The organism is Paenarthrobacter sp. GQ52, from assembly GCF_059759005.1.
Window position 1 is genome coordinate 69,288 of the sequence record NZ_JCAXEJ010000020.1, and the last position, 17,697, is coordinate 86,984.

Here is a 17,697-nt window from a genome sequence, read left to right on the forward strand (position 1 = left end):
AGTGTCAACTCGCGGGCTTGAGGGCTGGCGCCGCGGTGCTCTTGCGGATCTCCACCCTGGGTGAGAACTCGTCCTGGGCCTGGGTGGTGGCTTCGCCCGCTTGCTGGATCTGTTCCCGCATCCTTCGCCAAGCCAGGCTTCCGAGCTCGTTGATGGGCACAGCCGCGGTGGTCAGCGGGGGAGTGGTGTATTTGGCGAACGGGATGTCATCGAATCCGGTTACTGAGATGTCTTCCGGGACGCGCACTCCGCGTTCGTGCAGCCCGCTGAGCAGCCCCATGGCTACGAGGTCGTTGAATGCCAGGATTCCGGTGGCACCGCTGGCGATGATGGCCTCGGTGGACTCATGGCCCGAGTCGAAGTTGGAACCGCCGTGGAGGATCTGCAACTCGATGTCCGGGTGATCCGTGCGGAATTGGTCCAAGCCCACCAGGCGTTGGCGATTGGATGCACTGTGCTCCGGGCCGGAGAGGAACACCAGGCGGCGGTGGCCCAAAGTCACCAGGTGCTGTGCCAGTTCCTGGATGCCTTGCCCGTAGTCCACGCTCAGGCTCGGAGTATTGGTGGCGATGGTGGTGCGGTTGATCAGCACCAGCGGATGCAAGGTGGGGGCCAACTCCTCCAGCTCGGCATCGCTCATGCGGGGAGCGCAAAGCACCACGCCATCGCAGCGGCGGCGGGCCTCACCGGCGAGGATGGCTTCCTCGCTGGTAACTTCCGAGGAATCGGCAATGAGCACGCGGTACCCGTCCTGGGCAGCTGCGATGCTGAGGCCGCGAAGGATTGCCTGGAAGGTGGGGTTAGCCAGGTCCGGAACCACGATTCCGATGGTGTCTGTCTTGCCGAGCGCCAGGCTGCGCCCCACTGGATTGGGCTGGTATTTCAATTCAACAGCGGCAGCCCGCACCCGGGCGGCAATACCGGGATCAACTGCGGCATTTCCGTTCATGACACGTGAAACGGTGGCGTGCGAGACGCCGGCCTTTTCTGCGACATCGGCGATGCCGACGCGCCTGTTGGTGTTCCTGCGTGCCATGTGGCCCCTTCCCATTGGTCGCCTCCCGCATGCTCCGTCGTTGGAGCAGTGGTTGACGTGACCACCAGAGTCTTGATACAAAGCTTATAACGCTCTGAGAAAACGCTTTCTCATGATTCTTCCCATACGAAGCCGGGCCGTCAAGCGGTTCACTCCTGCCTTCCTGAAAGGGGCACCCACATGGTCAACGTCGACTCAGCCGAAACCAAGACCGAATCTGCCGAAACGACCACCAAGACCCCCAAGCGGACCCGTATAGCGCTGATTGGAACCGGTGGCCGCTCTGAGATGTATATCCGGGCGATCTACGGGCAACACGCGGATGTCGCAGAACTTATTGCGCTCTCGGACGTCAACCAGGGTCGCGTGGACTTCTACCAGGACCTGATCAAGGAGCTTGGCGGGACTGAGCCGGTGGCTTCCTTCGCCCCTGGCGAGCTAACCAGCTTCATCCAGTCCAATTTCATCGAGCGCGTCATCGTCACGACGCCCGACTACACCCACGCGGACTACATCGTTGAAGCGCTTGAGGCGGGTGCCGACGTCGTGGTTGAAAAGCCACTGACCATCGATGTGGAGGGCTGCCGCCGCATCACCGAGGCCGTGGCGAAGACCGGCAAAAACGTGGTGGTGACCTTCAACTACCGCTACTCGCCGCGCAACACCGCTCTCAAGGAAGTCATCCAGAACGGCGTGATCGGCAAGGTCACGTCCATCGACTTCAGCTGGGTCCTGGATACCGTGCACGGCGCTGACTACTTCCGCCGCTGGCACCGCGAAAAGAAGAACTCCGGCGGCCTGCTCATCCACAAGGCATCGCACCACTTCGACCTGGTCAACTGGTGGATCAACGATGTTCCGGAGCGCGTGTTTGCCTCCGGTGGCCTGCGCTTTTACGGCGAAAAGAACGCTGCCGAGCGAGGCTTGGGAGACCGTCCGGAGCGCGGCACCGTTGATGGCCTGGGGTACGATCCGTTCCGCTTGGACATGCGCGAGGATGAGCGCCTGAAGGCCCTGTATTACGACAACGAAAAGTTTGACGGCTACCTCCGTGACCAGGACGTTTTCACCGAGGGCATCACCATCGAGGACAACCTCGCCCTCGTGGTGGACTACCAGGGAGGCCCCACGCTGAGCTACTCCCTGAACGCCCACAGCCCGTGGGAAGGCTACCGTGTCACCGTCAACGGCACCGAAGGCCGGGCCGAACTCGAAGTGGTGGAACGCGCCGCCGTCGAGTCCAGCACCGACAAGAAGACCGTAGTGGACCCGAGCGCCACGCCCATCGAGGAAGATGACGCAGTGCGCCGGAACGGCGAGCGCCTGGTGGTACAACGCCACTGGGAAGCAGCCTACGAAGTTCCGATCGTCAACGGCGAAGGTGGTCACGGCGGCGGCGACAACCTGCTCCTTTCGGACCTCTTCAATGGCCCGGGCATTGACCCCTTGGGCCGCCCCTCCGGCTACATCGATGGACTCCGTTCCGTGTCGGTGGGCATCGCCGGAAACAAGTCCCTGGACTCTGACCTTCCCGTCCGCATCAGTGAGCTTGGCCTCGGCGTCGATCTCAGCCGCGGCCAGGCGTGACCGTTCACTACCCCAGCAAGGAAAAGACCATGAGCAGGATTTTCGTCACCGGCGGTTCCGGCAGGCTTGGCCGCAGTGTTGTGGCTGGACTCGCGGAGGCGGGACACAAGGTGATTTCTGTAGACCGGGACGCTATCCCGGCGGAACAACTGCCGGCCGGAGCCGAGCAATACGCGGCAGATCTCTTGGCGCCCGGGGAGGCGGAGCGGCTGATTCGGGAAACAGCGCCCGACGCCGTCATCCACCTCGCTGCTATTGCCGTGCCTTTCAGTGCGCCTGAGGATGTTATTTTCAGCACGAACACCCGGCTCGCCTATGCAGTGGTCAGTGCGGCCACGGACGCCGGTGTCCCCAGGATTGTGACGGCAAGCAGCCCCACCGCCCTGGGCTATGGTTCACCGGCGGGTTGGCTGCCGCCGTCGTTCCCTTTGGACGAGCAGACACCGCCCAAGCCGTGTAATGCATACGCGCTGTCCAAGCTGATCGCCGAGCAGACCGTGCAGATGTTCGCTGCCGCTCAGGGCAACAAGATCAGATATGCGGCATTCCGCCCGTGCTACGTCATTTCCCCCGAGGAGTGGGAAGGAGCGCTGACACAGCAAGGGCACACGGTCCGTGAGCGGCTCCAGGATCCGGCACTTTCCGCCCCGGCCTTGTTCAACTATGTAGACGCGCGGGATGTTGCTGATTTCCTGGACGTGCTGCTGGACAAGATGGATGCCATCCCTAACGGCCAGGTCTTCTTTGTTGGCGCCAAGGATGCCTTGGCTGCAGCGCCCCTGGCGGAATTGTTCCCGCGGTTCCTTCCGGGCAGCGGTCCCTTGACCGGGCACCTGACCGGCACCAGCCCGGCGTTCTCCATCGATAAGGCCCGGGAACTCCTCGGCTGGGAGCCGAAGAGAACCTGGCGCACCGAACTTACGCCGCCATTCGAGGGCGAAGACACAGCAGCAAGCGAACAAGCAGCACTCAATGACGAGATACCCGCCGGCTTGGTTCCGGCGGGAGCAACCAAGGAGACACCATGAACTTCGACGGCGTACTGTTCTTCCCCGTCACTCCCTTCGCCGAAGACGGCACCGTGGACGTGGCGCTACTCAAGGAGCACATCACCTCCCGGCTTCCGTTCGGCCCGGGCGGTGTGTTCCCCGCGTGCGGCACAGGCGAATTCCATGCGCTCTCACTGGAGGAAGTCCGTACTGTGGTGACTGCCGCCGTCGAGGCCGTTGCGGGAGCCGTGCCAGTAGTCTCCGGTGCCGGTGGACCCTTGGGTCATGCAATTGCCGCCGCTAAGGTGGCCGAGGAAGCCGGCGCGGACGCCCTCCTGGTGCTTCCGCCGTACTTGGTGACCGGTCCCACCGATGGTGTGGTGGCTTATGTTGAGGCGATTGCCGCCGCGGGCAGCCTGCCGGTGATTGTGTACCACCGGGGTACGGCCAAGTTCACCGCGGAGTCGATCACCCGCCTCACCGCCAACCCGAGGGTGGTTGGCTTCAAGGACGGAATCGGCGACGTCGGCCTGGCCCAGGAAATTGTTTCCGCGATCAACGCCAGCGGCCGCACCGACTTTGCCCTGTTCAATGGCCTGCTGACGGCGGAACTGACCCAAGGCGCTTACCGTGGCCTCGGCATTCCCCTGTACTCCTCGGCCGCATTCGCCATGGCTCCGGAAATTGCCAAGGCATACTACGACGCCTATGTGTCCGGTGACGAGGAGCGCCGCCACGCGCTGCTCGAAGGTTTCTACGCGCCGCTGGTCCGCCTGCGGGACCAGACTCCGGGCTTTGGCGTCTCCCTGATCAAGGCCGGCCTGCGCCTGGCCGGGCTTCCCGTCGGCCCCGTTCGTCCGCCGCTGGTGGACCCCTCCGAAGAACAGCTGCTGGAGCTCAAGTCCATCCTGGCCAAGGGCCACGAGCTGGCGGGCAGCTGATGCCGGCCCGCATTACGGGCCTCACCACCCGGCTGATCACGGTCCCGCTGCTGCGCAACTGGGGTGCCGAGGCGCCCGAGAACCATGTGATCGTCACCGAACTGACCACGGACGACGGCGGCACGGGCCACGGTTTCTCGTGGACACCCACCATTGGTCCACACGCGGTCAAAGCCCTCTTGGATTACGACATCGCACCCTTCATCCTGGGTTTGGAAGCCAACCCGGAGATCGTGTGGGACCAGCTCTGGAAGCGGCTTCATGAGGCCGGCGGGGGTGGCCTCACCACCATTGCCATGGCTGGCGTTGATCTGGCACTTTGGGACTTGAAAGCGCGACAGGCAGGCACGTCCGTCACGGGACTTCTTGGTCAACGCCAGGAGTCCGTGGAAGTGTACGGCTCCGGTGTGAATCTCCATTACACGCTGGATCAGCTCGTCGAGCAGGCCCGGCGATGGGTGGCCGCCGGGCATAATGCCGTGAAGATCAAGGTGGGCAAGCCCGAACTCCGGGAAGACGCCGAGCGTGTAGCCGCTGTCAGGCAGGTCATCGGACCGGACCGGCTTCTCATGATCGACGCCAACCAGCGATGGGATCTGGCCCATACGTTCCGTGCCCTGGAGGTTTTGGGGGAGTACGGACTGGAATGGCTGGAAGAACCCATCCGCGCCGACGACCTCTGGGCCTACCGGCGTTTGCGCAAGCAGTCGCCCGTGCCCATCGCACTGGGGGAGAACGTCCACACCATCTACCGTTTTCGTGACTTCATCGAAGCTGAAGCAGTGGACATCATCCAGCCCAACATCGTCCGTGTAGGAGGCATTACGCCGTTCCGCAGGATTGTTGAGCTGGCCCGAACCAACAGCATCAGGGTGGCGCCGCACCTGCTCCCGGAACTCTCCGGGCAGCTGGCGCTTACCCTGGCTGAAGCCGTCAGCGTGGAAGACGTGGAAGACGCCTCCTTCGGGCAACTGGGCATCCTGAACGGGCCGTCCCCGGTACGCATCCGCAACAGCCGGCTCACGTCCTCAGGCCGTCCCGGGCTTGGCTTCGAATTCAGCAGCCAGCCGGCACCGCTGCCCGCCCCTGACAGCTCCGTCCCTGACAGTAAAGGAAACCGCATTGAGTACAGCAACTCTTGACCTGACAGCCATCACGTCAGCAGCCACCGAGGCTGCAAAGGTGACCGCAGCAGCTTCCGACGCCGAACGCGCCGCCTGGCTGACCGCCGTCGCCGACGCCCTGGACGCCAACGTCACTGAACTGGTGGCGATCGCCGATTCCGAGACGAGCCTGGGCACTGTCCGGCTCACAGGCGAGGTAGCGCGGACCAGCGGCCAGTTGAGGCTTTTCGCCAACGTGATCACCGAGGGCTCGTACCTTGAGGCGGTCATTGACCACGCTGACCCAGCCTCCACCCCGCCCAAGCCTGACCTGCGCCGCATCCTGCGTCCGATCGGCCCCGTAGCCGTGTTCTCGGCGTCGAACTTCCCGTTCGCCTTCTCCGTGGCCGGTGGCGACACCGCATCCGCGCTGGCAGTGGGCTGCCCGGTGATCGTCAAGGCGCACTCGGGACACCTCCGCCTCTCCGAGCGCACCGCTGAGATTGTCGGCGAAGCCCTGACCAAGGCCGGAGCGCCGGAAGGGATCTTCGCCCTGGTCAGCGGCCGCGAGGCAGGCACAGCCCTGGTTCAGGATCCCGCCATCAAAGCTGTCGGGTTCACCGGCTCCGTCCCCGGCGGACGCGCATTGTTCGATCTCGCCGCGTCAAGGCCGGAGCCGATCCCGTTCTATGGCGAGCTCGGCAGCCTCAACCCCGTGGTCATCACGGCGGATGCACTCGCGGAACGCGGACAGCAGCTCGCCGCCGGATTGGCCGGCTCGTTCACCATGGGTGCCGGCCAGTTCTGCACCAAGCCGGGGCTCGTGTTCATCCCGGCTGGTACGGACTTCGCCTCGCACCTGGCAGAGGCCAGCAAGGACAAGCCCACCGCTGCCATGCTCACGGAGCGCATCGCCGAGGCCTACCCGGATGGGCTGCGGAGCGTCGCGGACCAGCCGGGTGTCGCCGTCGTCAGTGGAACGGTGCAGCAGGACAGCCTGGCCGACGGTGCCGCGCCAGTCGTGTTCTCCACGAGTGCCGCGAACGTCCTGGAACGCCCCGAGGAGTTGTTGGAGGAGTGCTTCGGCCCCACCACGCTGCTCATCGAGTACGCCAACCAGGACGAACTGTCCGCTGCCTTGGCGAAGGTCCCGGGCAGCCTGACGGGCACGGTGCACGCACAGCCGGGTGAGGACGTTTCCGCGCTTGTGGAGCAACTCAGCGGTCTCGCCGGCAGGGTCCTCTTCGACGGCTGGCCCACGGGTGTTGCCGTGAATTGGGCGCAGCAGCATGGTGGCCCATACCCGGCCACGACGTCCTTGTTCACCTCGGTGGGCGCCACTGCGGTGCGCCGCTTCCAGCGTCCGGTGGCCTATCAGGACGCCCCCGAGTCTGTCCTGCACCCGGCCTTGCACGACGCCAACCCGTTGGGAATCCCCCGGCGCGTGGACGGCGTGCTAAAGCTCAGTTAACCCCCAAAAGCGCACCCAACTGAGTCGCAGTTAAGCGCGTTTTGAGCACTCAAAACGGCATTAACTGCGACCTACTTGGGTAAGCACGCACAAAAGGGGCGGGGTCACCATCGCGGCGACCCCGCCCCTTTCGTGGTGGGTGCAGGTGCTAGGGGCGCAGCGTCAGCGGACGACGGCGGCCGTCAACTTCGGTGGTCGGCCAACGGTGGTCAGTGGTCAGGACACGCAGGCCGGAATCCGTGAGCAGCACCGTGTCCTCGATCTTCACGCCTGGCCCCGACGGGTTCCACGTGAAGGGCTGGTTGAGCACCACCGTGTCCGTGACGTCAGCGGTGACCCTGGGATCGCGGCCCGCGTAACCGGCCGGCCCGCCCTGGTGGTGAAGCGTCCACTGGTCATCGCCGAAACCGTGCCGGGCATAGGCCAGCTTGATCTCGGCGAAGATTTTGTTGAGGCGGGCCCCGGGCACCGTGGCCCGGAAGATGTCGGCCTCAACAGCGGCGATGCGTGCCTCGGCGTCGAGCTCCCGGGGAGTGCCGGCGTCGAACGCTACCCAACGGGTGACGTTGGCAACCAAGCCGTTCCGGCGCGCACACACCACGGCCATGGCGCGGCGTCCGAGGGGGGAATGCGTGGCGAGCGGGTGCCGGAAGTCGCTACGGGAAGCACCATTGCAAAGTAGGACAAGCGGCTCGGCGCCCACCGCCACAATCCGCGCTGCCAGCTCCGAGATGAGCTGGAATTCCGTGGTTTCCGGGGTCGCAGCCGTGAGGACGTCCGTCATGGCTGCGGCTGCGTCGGCGGAAAGTGAGGCGTACCGGGCTGCCTCGGCAGGCAGCAGTTGCTGGCGGGCCGCCCGCAGCTCCGTGGCGACGGCCGCTTCCGCCAGCGGGTTGCCATCAACGGCAAGGCCCGCCGCGGCCGCATGCAATTGGCCGTGCCACGGAACCGTGTCCAAGCTGACCCCGTCCGGCAATTCCTCTGCAGCGATCCGTCCGGCCTCGTTGTTGAAAGTGACCAAGTGGTCGCCGGAGCGGTCTACCAAGAGGGCCGCGATGGGGTCGCCGGCCAGGCTGATATGGACCCGGCTGCCGTCCAGATACCAGGTAAGGGCCGTATTGGTTGTGAGCAATAGCGAGTCGCGGCCTGCAGCGTCCAGGATGTCCAGCACCCGCTGGCGCTTTACCGCGCGGTCGGCAACGTTGCCGGGCGCAGTGGCCGCAGTCAGGGCCGGCGTGAATTGAGTAGGCGTGGTCATGCCGATTCCCCCAAAGTGGTGATGAGTTGTTCAATGTCTTGTGTTGCCAAAAAGCCGTCCGCGATGAGCACGGTGACAGTTCGTTTGACCGGGCGGCCGGGTTCGGTTGCTACCGGCGCATCCCACGCCAAGGACAGTCCGACGCCGGGGTAGCCGGAGTGCCGCACGAACCAAGGGTCAGGCGCTTGCGGCGCTGCAAGAAACACGAGCGTGGCCGGATGGCCCAGCCCGGGATCGCCGGTGACGTGCGAGGCCCCGGCGGGTCCGGCGTCGAACGTTCCGGACCAAGCCAGCCATGGCGCTACGCTGCCGTGCACGGCGTCCTCGCCCCTCGAGCGGGGAGTCCAGATGGTGGCGTCGCCGACCTTCGGCAGCCGCCAGAAGAAGCCACCGTAACCGCCCTGCGGCCGCCCGTTGGAGCCGGGGCTGCCCAGTAGCACCGGACGCCCCGTGGCCGATTCCAGAGTGAAGTCCAACGTGAGTTTCCACGCTGAATTTCCGACGGCGGCCCAGCGCCACTCCCGTTGTTCGCGGAGTACCGGTGATCCGTCGGGGCCGATCCAGCTCAACTGTTCGCGCCGCTCTCCGTCTGCGTGCTCCGCGGCTTCAACCACAATCTGTCCGTGGTCCTTCCGCCAGACGTACGCTCCGGCGTCGCGGGTGTAAGTGCGGCCGCCCCAGAAGTTGATGCCGTCAACGTCCTGGAGGGCAACTCCTGCTCCGAGATGCCACACGTGGTCCTCCGGGACGTGATCGGTGACCACGGTGCCGGCGACCGTCCGCACGGGGTGGAGGTAGGGCCGCGGCGACGACGTAGGCCGGATGCGGGATCCGTCCTGCAAAGTTGCGACGGACGTGCCGTCAATATCCAAGGTGGGTCCGCCGGATAAAGTCCAAGGGGCGCCGAGCTCAGCAAACGTGGCCTGCCCCAAGGTTGCCCGGCGGATTAGCGACTCGATGCCATGCACCACGGCGTGGGCGTCGTCGCCGGTGCCCTCCCAAGTGATGAAGTCCGAAGGTATCTCCCGGGGTGCATCGGCCGTTCGGATGGCCTCCAGGACCGACACATACGCGCCGGCCCCGGAGAGCGGGCTGAGGAGGTCCTGCTCGCTGCGGGCCGCCAGCAGGTTCTCCAGCAAGTCGATCCGTCCGTAGGTCTCAGTCCGGACACCCCCTGGAGAGGTGACCTCCAGGCGGTCCTCCGTATAGAAGAGCGTGAGCTGCCCCACCGTCCCGTGGATGGTGACCGACGGCGCGGACTGCACGGGAGCGCAGAGCGTCAAGGCACAGGTCAGGACAGTACCGCCTGCCATCCGGACCCTCACCACGGAGGTGTCGTCACTTTCGGTGTCGTTTGCCCTGTAGAGATCGGTATCCACGGATTCAACGTCCGCCACTGTTCGGGCACCAGCGAGCCGGAGCCCGGTAGCCACAGCGTGGGCCAAAGCGTTGGTGGCCACTCCGTCCACAACATCGGTCCCGTTGATGCTGCGTTTCCCGGCCCATCGGGACCGCTTAAAGTACGCCTTGCTCCGCAGCCACTGCCCCGTGGCGCTGATGCCGCGGACTTCGCCGATTTCGCCGGATTCCACCAGGGTTTCGATCGCGGGCAGGGCCTCAGAACCCAGGCTCTGGAAACCCACCTGCACCAAGCGGCCCGCGCTCGCGGCCGCTGCCATGACCTCCTGGTACTGCGCCATGGACGCCACCGGTGGCTTCTCCAGGTAGACGTTGGCCCCGGCCTTGAGGGCAGCGAGGGCAAGCGGCGAGTGCGTCTGGATAGGCGTGGAGACGATGACGACGTCAGGGGCGGTTCCTGCAGCCAGGAGCTCGTCAAGGGAAGCAAAGGCCGCGACGTCGGGGCCGAGCGTTCCCTCTTCCGGGGGGTGCGGATCGGCCACAGCAACCAGCTCAAGGGTACGGTCAGCACCCAGGCGAGCAAGGTTTTCGAGGTGCCGTTCGCCGAAGCCGTGCACGCCCACGAGTGCGATGCGAGGGAGCCGGGCATTGCCTCCCGCTGTGGTGACGGTGAGGGGTTGTGTCATTGGTATGTCCTAGTGGAATCAGGTGTGGGCGTGCTGGTGGGTTGGCGGGGCTGCAAGGTTGCGGTGAGGAAAGACGCGGCTTCGTCCTGCATGGCCGGGGTGAAAACGTGGGGTTCCTGCCAAAAGCTCCCCGTGTAGCGGGCCGGCATATTCTCCAGGAGATGGTGATGGGCATCGCGCATTCCCTGTTCCGGGAAAAGCTGATCAGCCAGCCCGTATTGGACCAGGACCGTGGCACTGGAGCGGACTGACAGATCCGGCCAATCCCCGAGCTTGGCCAGCCTGGGAGTGTGCAGCAACCAAGAGTGTGCGTCCAGGTAGGAGGGCAGGAGCGAGCCGAACGTGGTCATCATGCACGTCACCACGTAACTCCGGATCAGCGGGCTCAGCGCACCGAGCACCATCGCCCGCCCGCCACCGCCGGAGAAGCCCACGCAGCCAAGCCGATCCATGTCCACGCCCGGAAGCGATGCGAGGACACCCAATGCCGCGAGGTCGTCGTGCGCAACGGTCCCGGTAACACTGGTGCCGATCAGCGTTGCGGCTTTCGCCACCGTTTCCTCGTGGGCGGCAGCCGCTGCGTTGAACCGTTCCGCTGCGGAAGGTTCGACGCCGGCCTCCCGCCAGAGTGCCTCCTGGCCGCTGACCGCATTGGCAGTTCGCCAAGGAAGGGGATCGAGTCCGAAGCGGCGGCTGCCCCACATGAAGGTGTCGTGGGCAAGGACGGCGAAGCCCTGTTGAGCCAACCACGTGGCGAGAGCACGACCGCCATAGAGCTTGGCCCTGACATCGAGGGGCGGCAACCCAAGCGACGCCGAACCGGGGGCGTTGCCGGGCCTCTCGCCCAAGGGGGCGCCGCCGTCGGGATTGTCCCCCCTGTCGGGTCTGTCCACGCCGTCGGGCAGGGACACAAGCCGCTCAGCACCGTAGGCCTTGATTCCGCCGTGGCAGTGCAGGGCGAGCAACCCGGGCAGCGGCCCCGTGGCGCCGGCCGGCCGCACGAACCACGCGGACGTCCTTGGCCCGAAACCCAACTGCCACTGCAGGCGCGAGGTGATGACGCCGTCGTGCTCTGATTCGGACTGCACTGCGTACTCGAGGTCCGGTGTTACGGCGGGTACGCCGAGTGTGTCAGCGAGTTGCCGGGCATCCTCGGAGTGAGCGGTGAGTCGGTGCCGGGCGACGTAGGCCGGCCAATCCTCATAGCCAGCCAGTGCGCTGGGTCGGGTGGGGGATGCTGCCATGTCAACGGCGGTCATGGCAGGCGGAGTCAGTGGGAAACAATAGTGTCCTGCCTTATCGGTGCGGAAGGGTGTGCGGTAGCGCACGCCGGGTTTCTTCAGCGTGGAAAACACGTTCAAGCAACACTGCAAGAAAACGCTTTCTCAAAAATTAGCAAAAGGCTGTACATGGGTCAAGAAAACGTTTACTTTGGTACGGAGCCGCTGAACACCGGGACCTGAGCCTGGCGCTTCCGAGGGGTAGCGCCGCACTAATGGCGGCGTCTTGGACGGCAAGCACCAACCACACTTGTATTCCGTGGATGGCCACGATGACCAAAGGAGACCACATGGCCGCTGTACTACGCACGGGGACGCCGCAAGGCGTTCGCGCTCCGGCAAGGGGGAAGCAATGAGCGCTATAGGCGAACTCTCCACGATGACCCGGCGCAAGGGTCCAATGTCCAAAGAAGAGAAGAAGGCGAACGGCCGCGACAACAAAGCCGCCTACATTTTCCTCCTTCCGTGGCTGATTGGCCTGGTCGCCATCACCGTGGGCCCCATGCTGATGTCGTTGTACTTGTCCTTCACGGACTACAACCTCCTGCAGCCGCCGGAATGGGTGGGGTTGGATAACTTCGTCCGCATGTTCGGTGATGCCCGCCTCCACAACTCGCTCCGCGTCACGTTCACGTACGTGCTGGTGGGTGTGCCGCTACAGTTGGGCGTGGCCCTGCTGATTGCCCTTGTCCTGGACAAGGGGTTGCGCGGGCTGCCGTTCTACCGCTCCATTTTCTACTTGCCGTCCCTGCTGGGCGGATCGGTGGCAGTTGCCATCCTCTGGAAGCAGATTTTCGGCACCACCGGCCTGGTGAACCAGGTCCTGGCGATGATTGGCATTGAGGGACCCGGTTGGATCTCTGACCCCAATACCGCTCTGGGTTCCATCATTCTGCTGCACGTGTGGACCTTTGGCAGCCCCATGATCATCTTCCTGGCCGGCCTTCGGCAGATACCCGTGATGTATTACGAAGCAGCCAAGGTTGACGGTGCCACCACGCTGCAGCAGTTCTGGCGGATCACCCTCCCGATGCTGAGCCCCATCATCTTCTTCAACCTGGTGCTTCAGATCATCGGATCGTTCCAGTCGTTCACGCAGGCGTTCATCGTCTCCGGCGGCAACGGCGGCCCGTCCGACTCCACCATGTTCTTCACCCTGTACCTGTACCAAAAGGGCTTCGGCCAGTTTGATATGGGCTACGCCTCAGCGATGGCCTGGTTCCTGCTGGTCATCATCGGTGTCTTCACCGCCATCAACTTCATCGCTTCAAAGTATTGGGTGTTCTACGATGACTAAACTCCAGACCCTCCCCGCCGCCTCCGATTCCTCCTCAGGGAAGGACGGCAAGAGCCCGCGACGCCGCGAATCTCCAGGCAGCCTGGCCTTCAGCCGCAGCGCCCGAATCAAGGGCCTGGTGAAGCACGCCATCCTGATCATCGTGGGCGGGGTGATGATCTACCCGCTGCTGTGGATGGTAGTTTCCTCCCTGCGACAAAACGACCTCATCTTCCGCGAACCCGGCCTGTGGCTCGAGAGCCTGGAGATGAGTAACTACACCGATGGCTGGTCCGCCCTGACGCACCCGTTCGGGCACTACATGGTCAACTCCGCAATCGTGGTCCTCGGCTCGATCCTTGGCAACCTGATCTCCTGCTCCATGGCCGCCTATGCTTTCGCCCGCCTGCAGTTCAGCGGCAAGAAGATCTTCTTCGGCATCATGCTGCTGACCATCATGCTGCCGTTCCACGTGGTGATCGTCCCTCAGTACATCCTGTTCTCGCAGATCGGCTGGGTGAATACCTTCTGGCCGCTCATTGTGCCCAAACTCCTTGCGACGGACGCGTTCTTCGTGTTCCTGATGGTCCAGTTCATTCGGGGTATCCCGAAGGACCTTGATGAGGCAGCCCGCATTGACGGTGCCGGCCACCCCAGGATCTTCCTCCGCGTCATACTCCCCCTCATGGTTCCGGCCCTGGCCACCACCACCATCTTCACGTTCATCTGGACCTGGAACGACTTCTTCGGCGCCCTGATCTACCTCACGGACCCGGACATGTTCACAGTTCCTGTTGCTCTTCGGGCGTTCGTCGACTCACAGTCGGCAACCAGCTGGGGATCGCTCTTCGCGATGTCCATTGTGTCCCTGCTCCCCGTGTTCCTGGTCTTCCTCTTCGGCCAGCGGTTCCTCATCAAGGGCATCGCCACCACGGGCATCAAATAAAACAACTAGAACAAGTCGGCGTCTTGTAATACAAGATTGTGACTTGTATCATAATCGCAACGAGAAAACGCTTTCTCAGTTCGCATCGAGATCAAAGAAGATCGGAGACAACAGTGCCGGTGAATCCAAAGGGTGAAGCAGTCGCCCCCGCAACTGCCTCAAAAGCCCGCGCGTCAGCGCCGAAGGGAAAGCGCAGGCTCCGTGCCTCCGCCCTCGTTGCGGCCACAGCTGCAGCAGTTCTTGCCCTCACCGCCTGCGGTGGCGGCGGAGGGCCGGAGGCAAAGAGTGCCGACGGCAAGGTGGAGCTCCGCTTTTCATGGTGGGGCGGGGACAAGCGTGCACAGCTGACGCAGGAAGCAATTGCCGCCTTCGAAGCCGAAAACCCCAACATCAAGATCAAGCCCGAGTACGGCGATTGGAGTGGCTACTGGGACAAGCTGGCCACCCAGGTTGCAGCCAACGACGCTCCGGACATCATTCAGATGGACGAAAAGTACATCACGGAATACTCCACCCGCGGCGCACTACTGGACCTCTCCAAGTACGACGTCGATACGTCCAAGCTCGATGAGGCCGCGTTGAACGCAGGCAAGGGCGAGGACGGGCTGACCGGCATAGCCGCGGGCATCAATGCCGCCACCATCCTCGCCAACCCGGCAGTCTTCCAGGCCGCGGGCGTCCCGCTTCCTGACGACAAGACATGGACCTGGGAGGACTTCGAACGCGTTGCGGCCGAGGTCACGGCCAAGTCCCCGAAGGGAACGTACGGTGCGGCTGCCTACGGAACGGATGAAGCCTCCCTTGGCGTGTGGCTGCGGCAGAACGGCAAGTCGCTTTACACCTCGGATGGCAAGCTTGGCTTCGAGCCCTCGGACATCAAGGGCTACTGGGAATTTCTGAAGCAGATGAGCGAAAACAAGGCGGTACCCACCGCCTCGGAAATCGTTGAAGCTGAGGCTGCGCCGCTGGATCAGAGCGGACTCGCCACGGGTAAGAACGGCATGGCGTTCTGGTGGTCAAACCAGCTTCCGGCGCTCGAGAAGGCTGCCGGCGGCGAGTTGCAGATCCTCCGGTTCCCCTCCAAGACAGGCAAGGCCGAAGATGCCGGGCTCTGGTACAAAGCCTCGCAGTTCTGGTCTGCATCTTCGCGGACCAAGCACCCGGAAGAGACTGCAAAGTTCATCGATTTCCTGACCAACAACGTCAAGGCCGGCGAGATCCTCCTTGCTGACCGCGGCGTGTATCCGAACTCCGAGGTCCGCGAGGCAATTGCTCCGAAGCTGGCCAAGGCAGACGTGAAGGTGGTCGACTTCATCGGCGCCATCAAGGAAGAACTCGGGGAGGCTCCGGCAGCCCCGCCGAAGGGCGCAGGCGCCATCCAGGAAATCATCAAGCGGTACACCTCCGAGGTCATGTTCAACAGGCTCTCGCCGGAAGAAGCAGGCAAGAAGGCCGTGGACGAAATGAAGTCCGCCATCAGCTAGCCCCTTCGAAACGGAAACCGCGCCCCGGGCGAATCATTCGTGATCCGCTCGGGGCGCGGTTTTTGTGTTTCCACCCAACTGGGTAGCAGATAACGTCGTTATGACGCGTCATAACGGCATCATCTGCTACTTACTTCGGTCAGTCTTCCGCGATGACGGCCACGGCTCCGGCGGGGACAACGCCGGTGAAGCGTGCGCCACTGAGCAGTTCGCCGCCGTCGGCCTTCACGGTAACGTCTTCCTGGCCGTGGTTGATGGCGAACAGGAAGCTGTGGCCGTCGGCGGCGCGCCGCCGGACAAGTTCGACGCCGGAAGACACCTCGGTCGCGGCCGTCACCCCTGCTTCCTCCACGAGCCGGGCGGTCAGCGAGTCGAGACCATCGGCGTCGGGAAGCGTGGCGAGGTACCAGGCCGAACCTGATCCGACGGTTCGCCGGGTCAGGGCCGGGACGCCGTGGAGCGGGTAGTCGGTGAAAGTTGCCAGAACCTCCGTGCCCGGGGAGGCGTGTACGTGCTCGCTCCACACGGTTCCGGCTGTTCCGGGTTCAAATACTGTTCCGTCGCTCAACGTGACCGACGTGCCGGGGAAGAGCGGGTGGAATTCCTCGCTCCGTACCCCCAATAGTTCGCGGAAGGCGCCCGGGTAGCCGCCAAGCCGCACGTGGTCCCGCTCGTCCACGATGCCACTGAAGTAGCTGATGAGCACCGTGGCACCGGCCTCAGCCGCGGCAGCAATCGAGGTAGCCGCGGTGTCCGTCACGGCGTACAAGGTGCACACCAAAATGAGGTCATAGCCGGACAGATTCGACGACGGGTGCACGAAGTCCGCAGTGATCCCGCGCAGGTACAAGGAGCGGTGGAAGGCGCGCATGGCATCGAGGTATTTCAGCGAGTTGCTCGGGTGCGAATCCAACTCCGAGGCCCACCAGGCTTCGTAATCGAACACGATCGCAACCCGGGATTCCACGCGGGAGCCCTTGACTGGTTCCAGTTTGGACAACGCATCGCCGAGATCCACCACGTTCCGCCACACCTGCGTGTCACGGCCGCCGTGGGGCACCATGGCCGAGTGGAACTTCTCCGAGCCGGCCTTGCTTTGCCGCCACTGGAAGAACATGACGGCGTCGGCGCCGCGGGCTACATGCGTGAGGGAGTTGCGGAGCATTTCGCCGGGCATCTTGGGCTGGTTGTGCGGCTGCCAGTTCACCGCCGACGTCGAATGCTCCATGAGGATCCACGGCGCACCACCCGCCACCCCGCGGGTGAGGTCGGCGCTGAAAGCGAGCTCGATTTCGCGCTCCGGGTCCGCAGCCACGAGGTAGTGGTCGTTGGCGATCACGTCCATGTCTTTGGACCAGTCGAAGTAGTCCAGGGCTTTGGTGGCGCTGGAGACCATGAAGTTGGTGGTTGCCGGGATGTTGGGGGTGACCTCGCGGATGACGGCCAGCAGCTCGCGGTAGTAGTCGATGAAGGCCCAGGAGTTGAAGCGTGCGAAGTCCAGCTGCTGCCCGGGATTGAGGGTGGTGGGCGCGGCCCCCGGTGGGATGATTTCGTCGAAGGAAGCGTAGTGCTGCGACCAAAACGCCGTACCCCAGGCCTCGTTGAGGGCTTCGACGGAGCCGTATCGTCGTTCCAGCCACGACCGGAAAGCGGCTGCGTCCTCCTGGCCGTGGAACTCGCCAACGTGGCAGCCAAGTTCGTTGTCCACGTGCCAGAGCGCCAGGGCCGGGTGATTTTTGTATCGTTCGGCGAGCACGCGGGTCATGGCGGTGGAGTACCTGCGGTACACAGCCGACGACGGCGTGTAGTGGCGTCGTGAGCCCCGCTCCAGCCTGATTCCTTCCGCGGTGATGGGGAGAATCTCAGGGTATTTGCGGGCCAGCCAAGCAGGGGGAGAAGCAGTGGCTGTTGCCAGGGCCACTTTGATGCCGGCCCCGTGAAGGTTGTCCATGACCTCGTCCAACCAGCCGAAATCGTAGTGTCCTTCAGTGGGCTCCAGGAGGCCCCACGAGAAAATGCCGACGCTGAGAAAGTTGACGCCGGCCTCTTTCATGAGCTCGATGTCCTCGAGCCGGATGTCTTCCGGCCACTGCTCCGGGTTGTAGTCGCCGCCGTAAGCGAGGCCGTCGAGACTGTTCCAGACGGACGGACTGCGGGGGATTTCGGGGGAGGTCAAAGAGACTCCTTCGTCAGGTTGGCAGTGCTGGTACTGATGCTACTGAAGGTATGAGTGCAGCGTATCGGTGAAAATGCGATCTTTGGAAAACGCTTGCCCACTTTC

The 17,697-nt window shown here is 63.9% G+C and carries 13 protein-coding genes; 8 read left to right on the forward strand and 5 right to left on the reverse strand.

What is annotated here, in order from left to right:
• Positions 1-4: 4 nt before the first annotated feature.
• Complete coding sequence (locus AC6CH8_RS19615; RefSeq protein ID WP_498191961.1) at positions 5-1,036, reverse strand: LacI family DNA-binding transcriptional regulator; 1,032 nt, start codon at positions 1,034-1,036, stop codon at positions 5-7.
• Between the two features lie 180 nt (positions 1,037-1,216).
• Between AC6CH8_RS19615 and AC6CH8_RS19620 the strand changes: the two genes are divergently transcribed.
• From AC6CH8_RS19620 to AC6CH8_RS19640, 5 genes are read left to right on the forward strand one after another with little or no spacing between them, the layout of a single operon-like run.
• Positions 1,217-2,623, forward strand: coding sequence for a Gfo/Idh/MocA family protein (locus tag AC6CH8_RS19620; protein WP_498191962.1), 1,407 nt, complete (start codon positions 1,217-1,219; stop codon positions 2,621-2,623).
• 29 nt (positions 2,624-2,652) lie between these two features.
• Positions 2,653-3,651, forward strand: coding sequence for an NAD-dependent epimerase/dehydratase family protein (locus tag AC6CH8_RS19625; protein ID WP_498191964.1), 999 nt, complete (start codon positions 2,653-2,655; stop codon positions 3,649-3,651).
• A complete protein-coding gene (locus AC6CH8_RS19630; RefSeq protein WP_498191965.1) occupies positions 3,648-4,553 on the forward strand; it encodes a 5-dehydro-4-deoxyglucarate dehydratase in 906 nt (301 codons plus the stop codon). The genes AC6CH8_RS19625 and AC6CH8_RS19630 overlap by 4 nt, the downstream gene beginning before the upstream one ends.
• The gene (locus tag AC6CH8_RS19635) at positions 4,553-5,695 is read left to right on the forward strand and encodes a mandelate racemase/muconate lactonizing enzyme family protein (RefSeq protein WP_498191966.1); all 1,143 of its coding nucleotides are present in this window, start codon (positions 4,553-4,555) and stop codon (positions 5,693-5,695) included. Before AC6CH8_RS19630 ends, AC6CH8_RS19635 begins: the two co-directional genes overlap by 1 nt.
• Positions 5,676-7,127, forward strand: coding sequence for an aldehyde dehydrogenase (NADP(+)) (locus AC6CH8_RS19640; RefSeq protein WP_498191967.1), 1,452 nt, complete (start codon positions 5,676-5,678; stop codon positions 7,125-7,127). The genes AC6CH8_RS19635 and AC6CH8_RS19640 overlap by 20 nt, the downstream gene beginning before the upstream one ends.
• Before the next feature lie 148 nt (positions 7,128-7,275).
• Here the strand turns inward: AC6CH8_RS19640 and AC6CH8_RS19645 are convergent, their stop codons facing one another.
• From AC6CH8_RS19645 to AC6CH8_RS19655, 3 genes are read right to left on the reverse strand one after another with little or no spacing between them, the layout of a single operon-like run.
• The gene (locus tag AC6CH8_RS19645) at positions 7,276-8,385 is read right to left on the reverse strand and encodes a M24 family metallopeptidase (RefSeq protein ID WP_498191968.1); all 1,110 of its coding nucleotides are present in this window, start codon (positions 8,383-8,385) and stop codon (positions 7,276-7,278) included.
• Entirely contained in the window at positions 8,382-10,430 is a 2,049-nt protein-coding gene (locus tag AC6CH8_RS19650; RefSeq protein WP_498191969.1) for a DUF6807 family protein, read from the reverse strand. The genes AC6CH8_RS19645 and AC6CH8_RS19650 overlap by 4 nt, the downstream gene beginning before the upstream one ends.
• Positions 10,427-11,689 (reverse strand): dienelactone hydrolase family protein, encoded by a 1,263-nt coding sequence (locus AC6CH8_RS19655; protein ID WP_498191970.1) that lies wholly within the window; start codon positions 11,687-11,689, stop codon positions 10,427-10,429. The genes AC6CH8_RS19650 and AC6CH8_RS19655 overlap by 4 nt, the downstream gene beginning before the upstream one ends.
• 373 nt (positions 11,690-12,062) lie before the next feature.
• Between AC6CH8_RS19655 and AC6CH8_RS19660 the strand changes: the two genes are divergently transcribed.
• From AC6CH8_RS19660 to AC6CH8_RS19670, 3 genes are all read left to right on the forward strand, one after another.
• A complete protein-coding gene (locus tag AC6CH8_RS19660; protein ID WP_091470463.1) occupies positions 12,063-13,007 on the forward strand; it encodes a carbohydrate ABC transporter permease in 945 nt (314 codons plus the stop codon).
• On the forward strand, positions 13,000-13,932 hold the full coding sequence (locus tag AC6CH8_RS19665) for a carbohydrate ABC transporter permease (protein WP_178995173.1): 933 nt from the start codon (positions 13,000-13,002) through the stop codon (positions 13,930-13,932). The genes AC6CH8_RS19660 and AC6CH8_RS19665 overlap by 8 nt, the downstream gene beginning before the upstream one ends.
• A gap of 113 nt (positions 13,933-14,045) precedes the next feature.
• Positions 14,046-15,416: an ABC transporter substrate-binding protein gene (locus tag AC6CH8_RS19670; protein WP_498191971.1), complete on the forward strand. Its 1,371-nt coding sequence runs from the start codon at positions 14,046-14,048 to the stop codon at positions 15,414-15,416.
• A 139-nt stretch (positions 15,417-15,555) separates the two neighbouring features.
• On the opposite strand, the gene AC6CH8_RS19675 is transcribed toward AC6CH8_RS19670, so the two are convergent.
• Positions 15,556-17,592, reverse strand: a complete 2,037-nt coding sequence (locus tag AC6CH8_RS19675) for a beta-galactosidase (protein WP_498191973.1) — start codon at positions 17,590-17,592, stop codon at positions 15,556-15,558.
• Between the last annotated feature and the right edge of the window lie 105 nt (positions 17,593-17,697).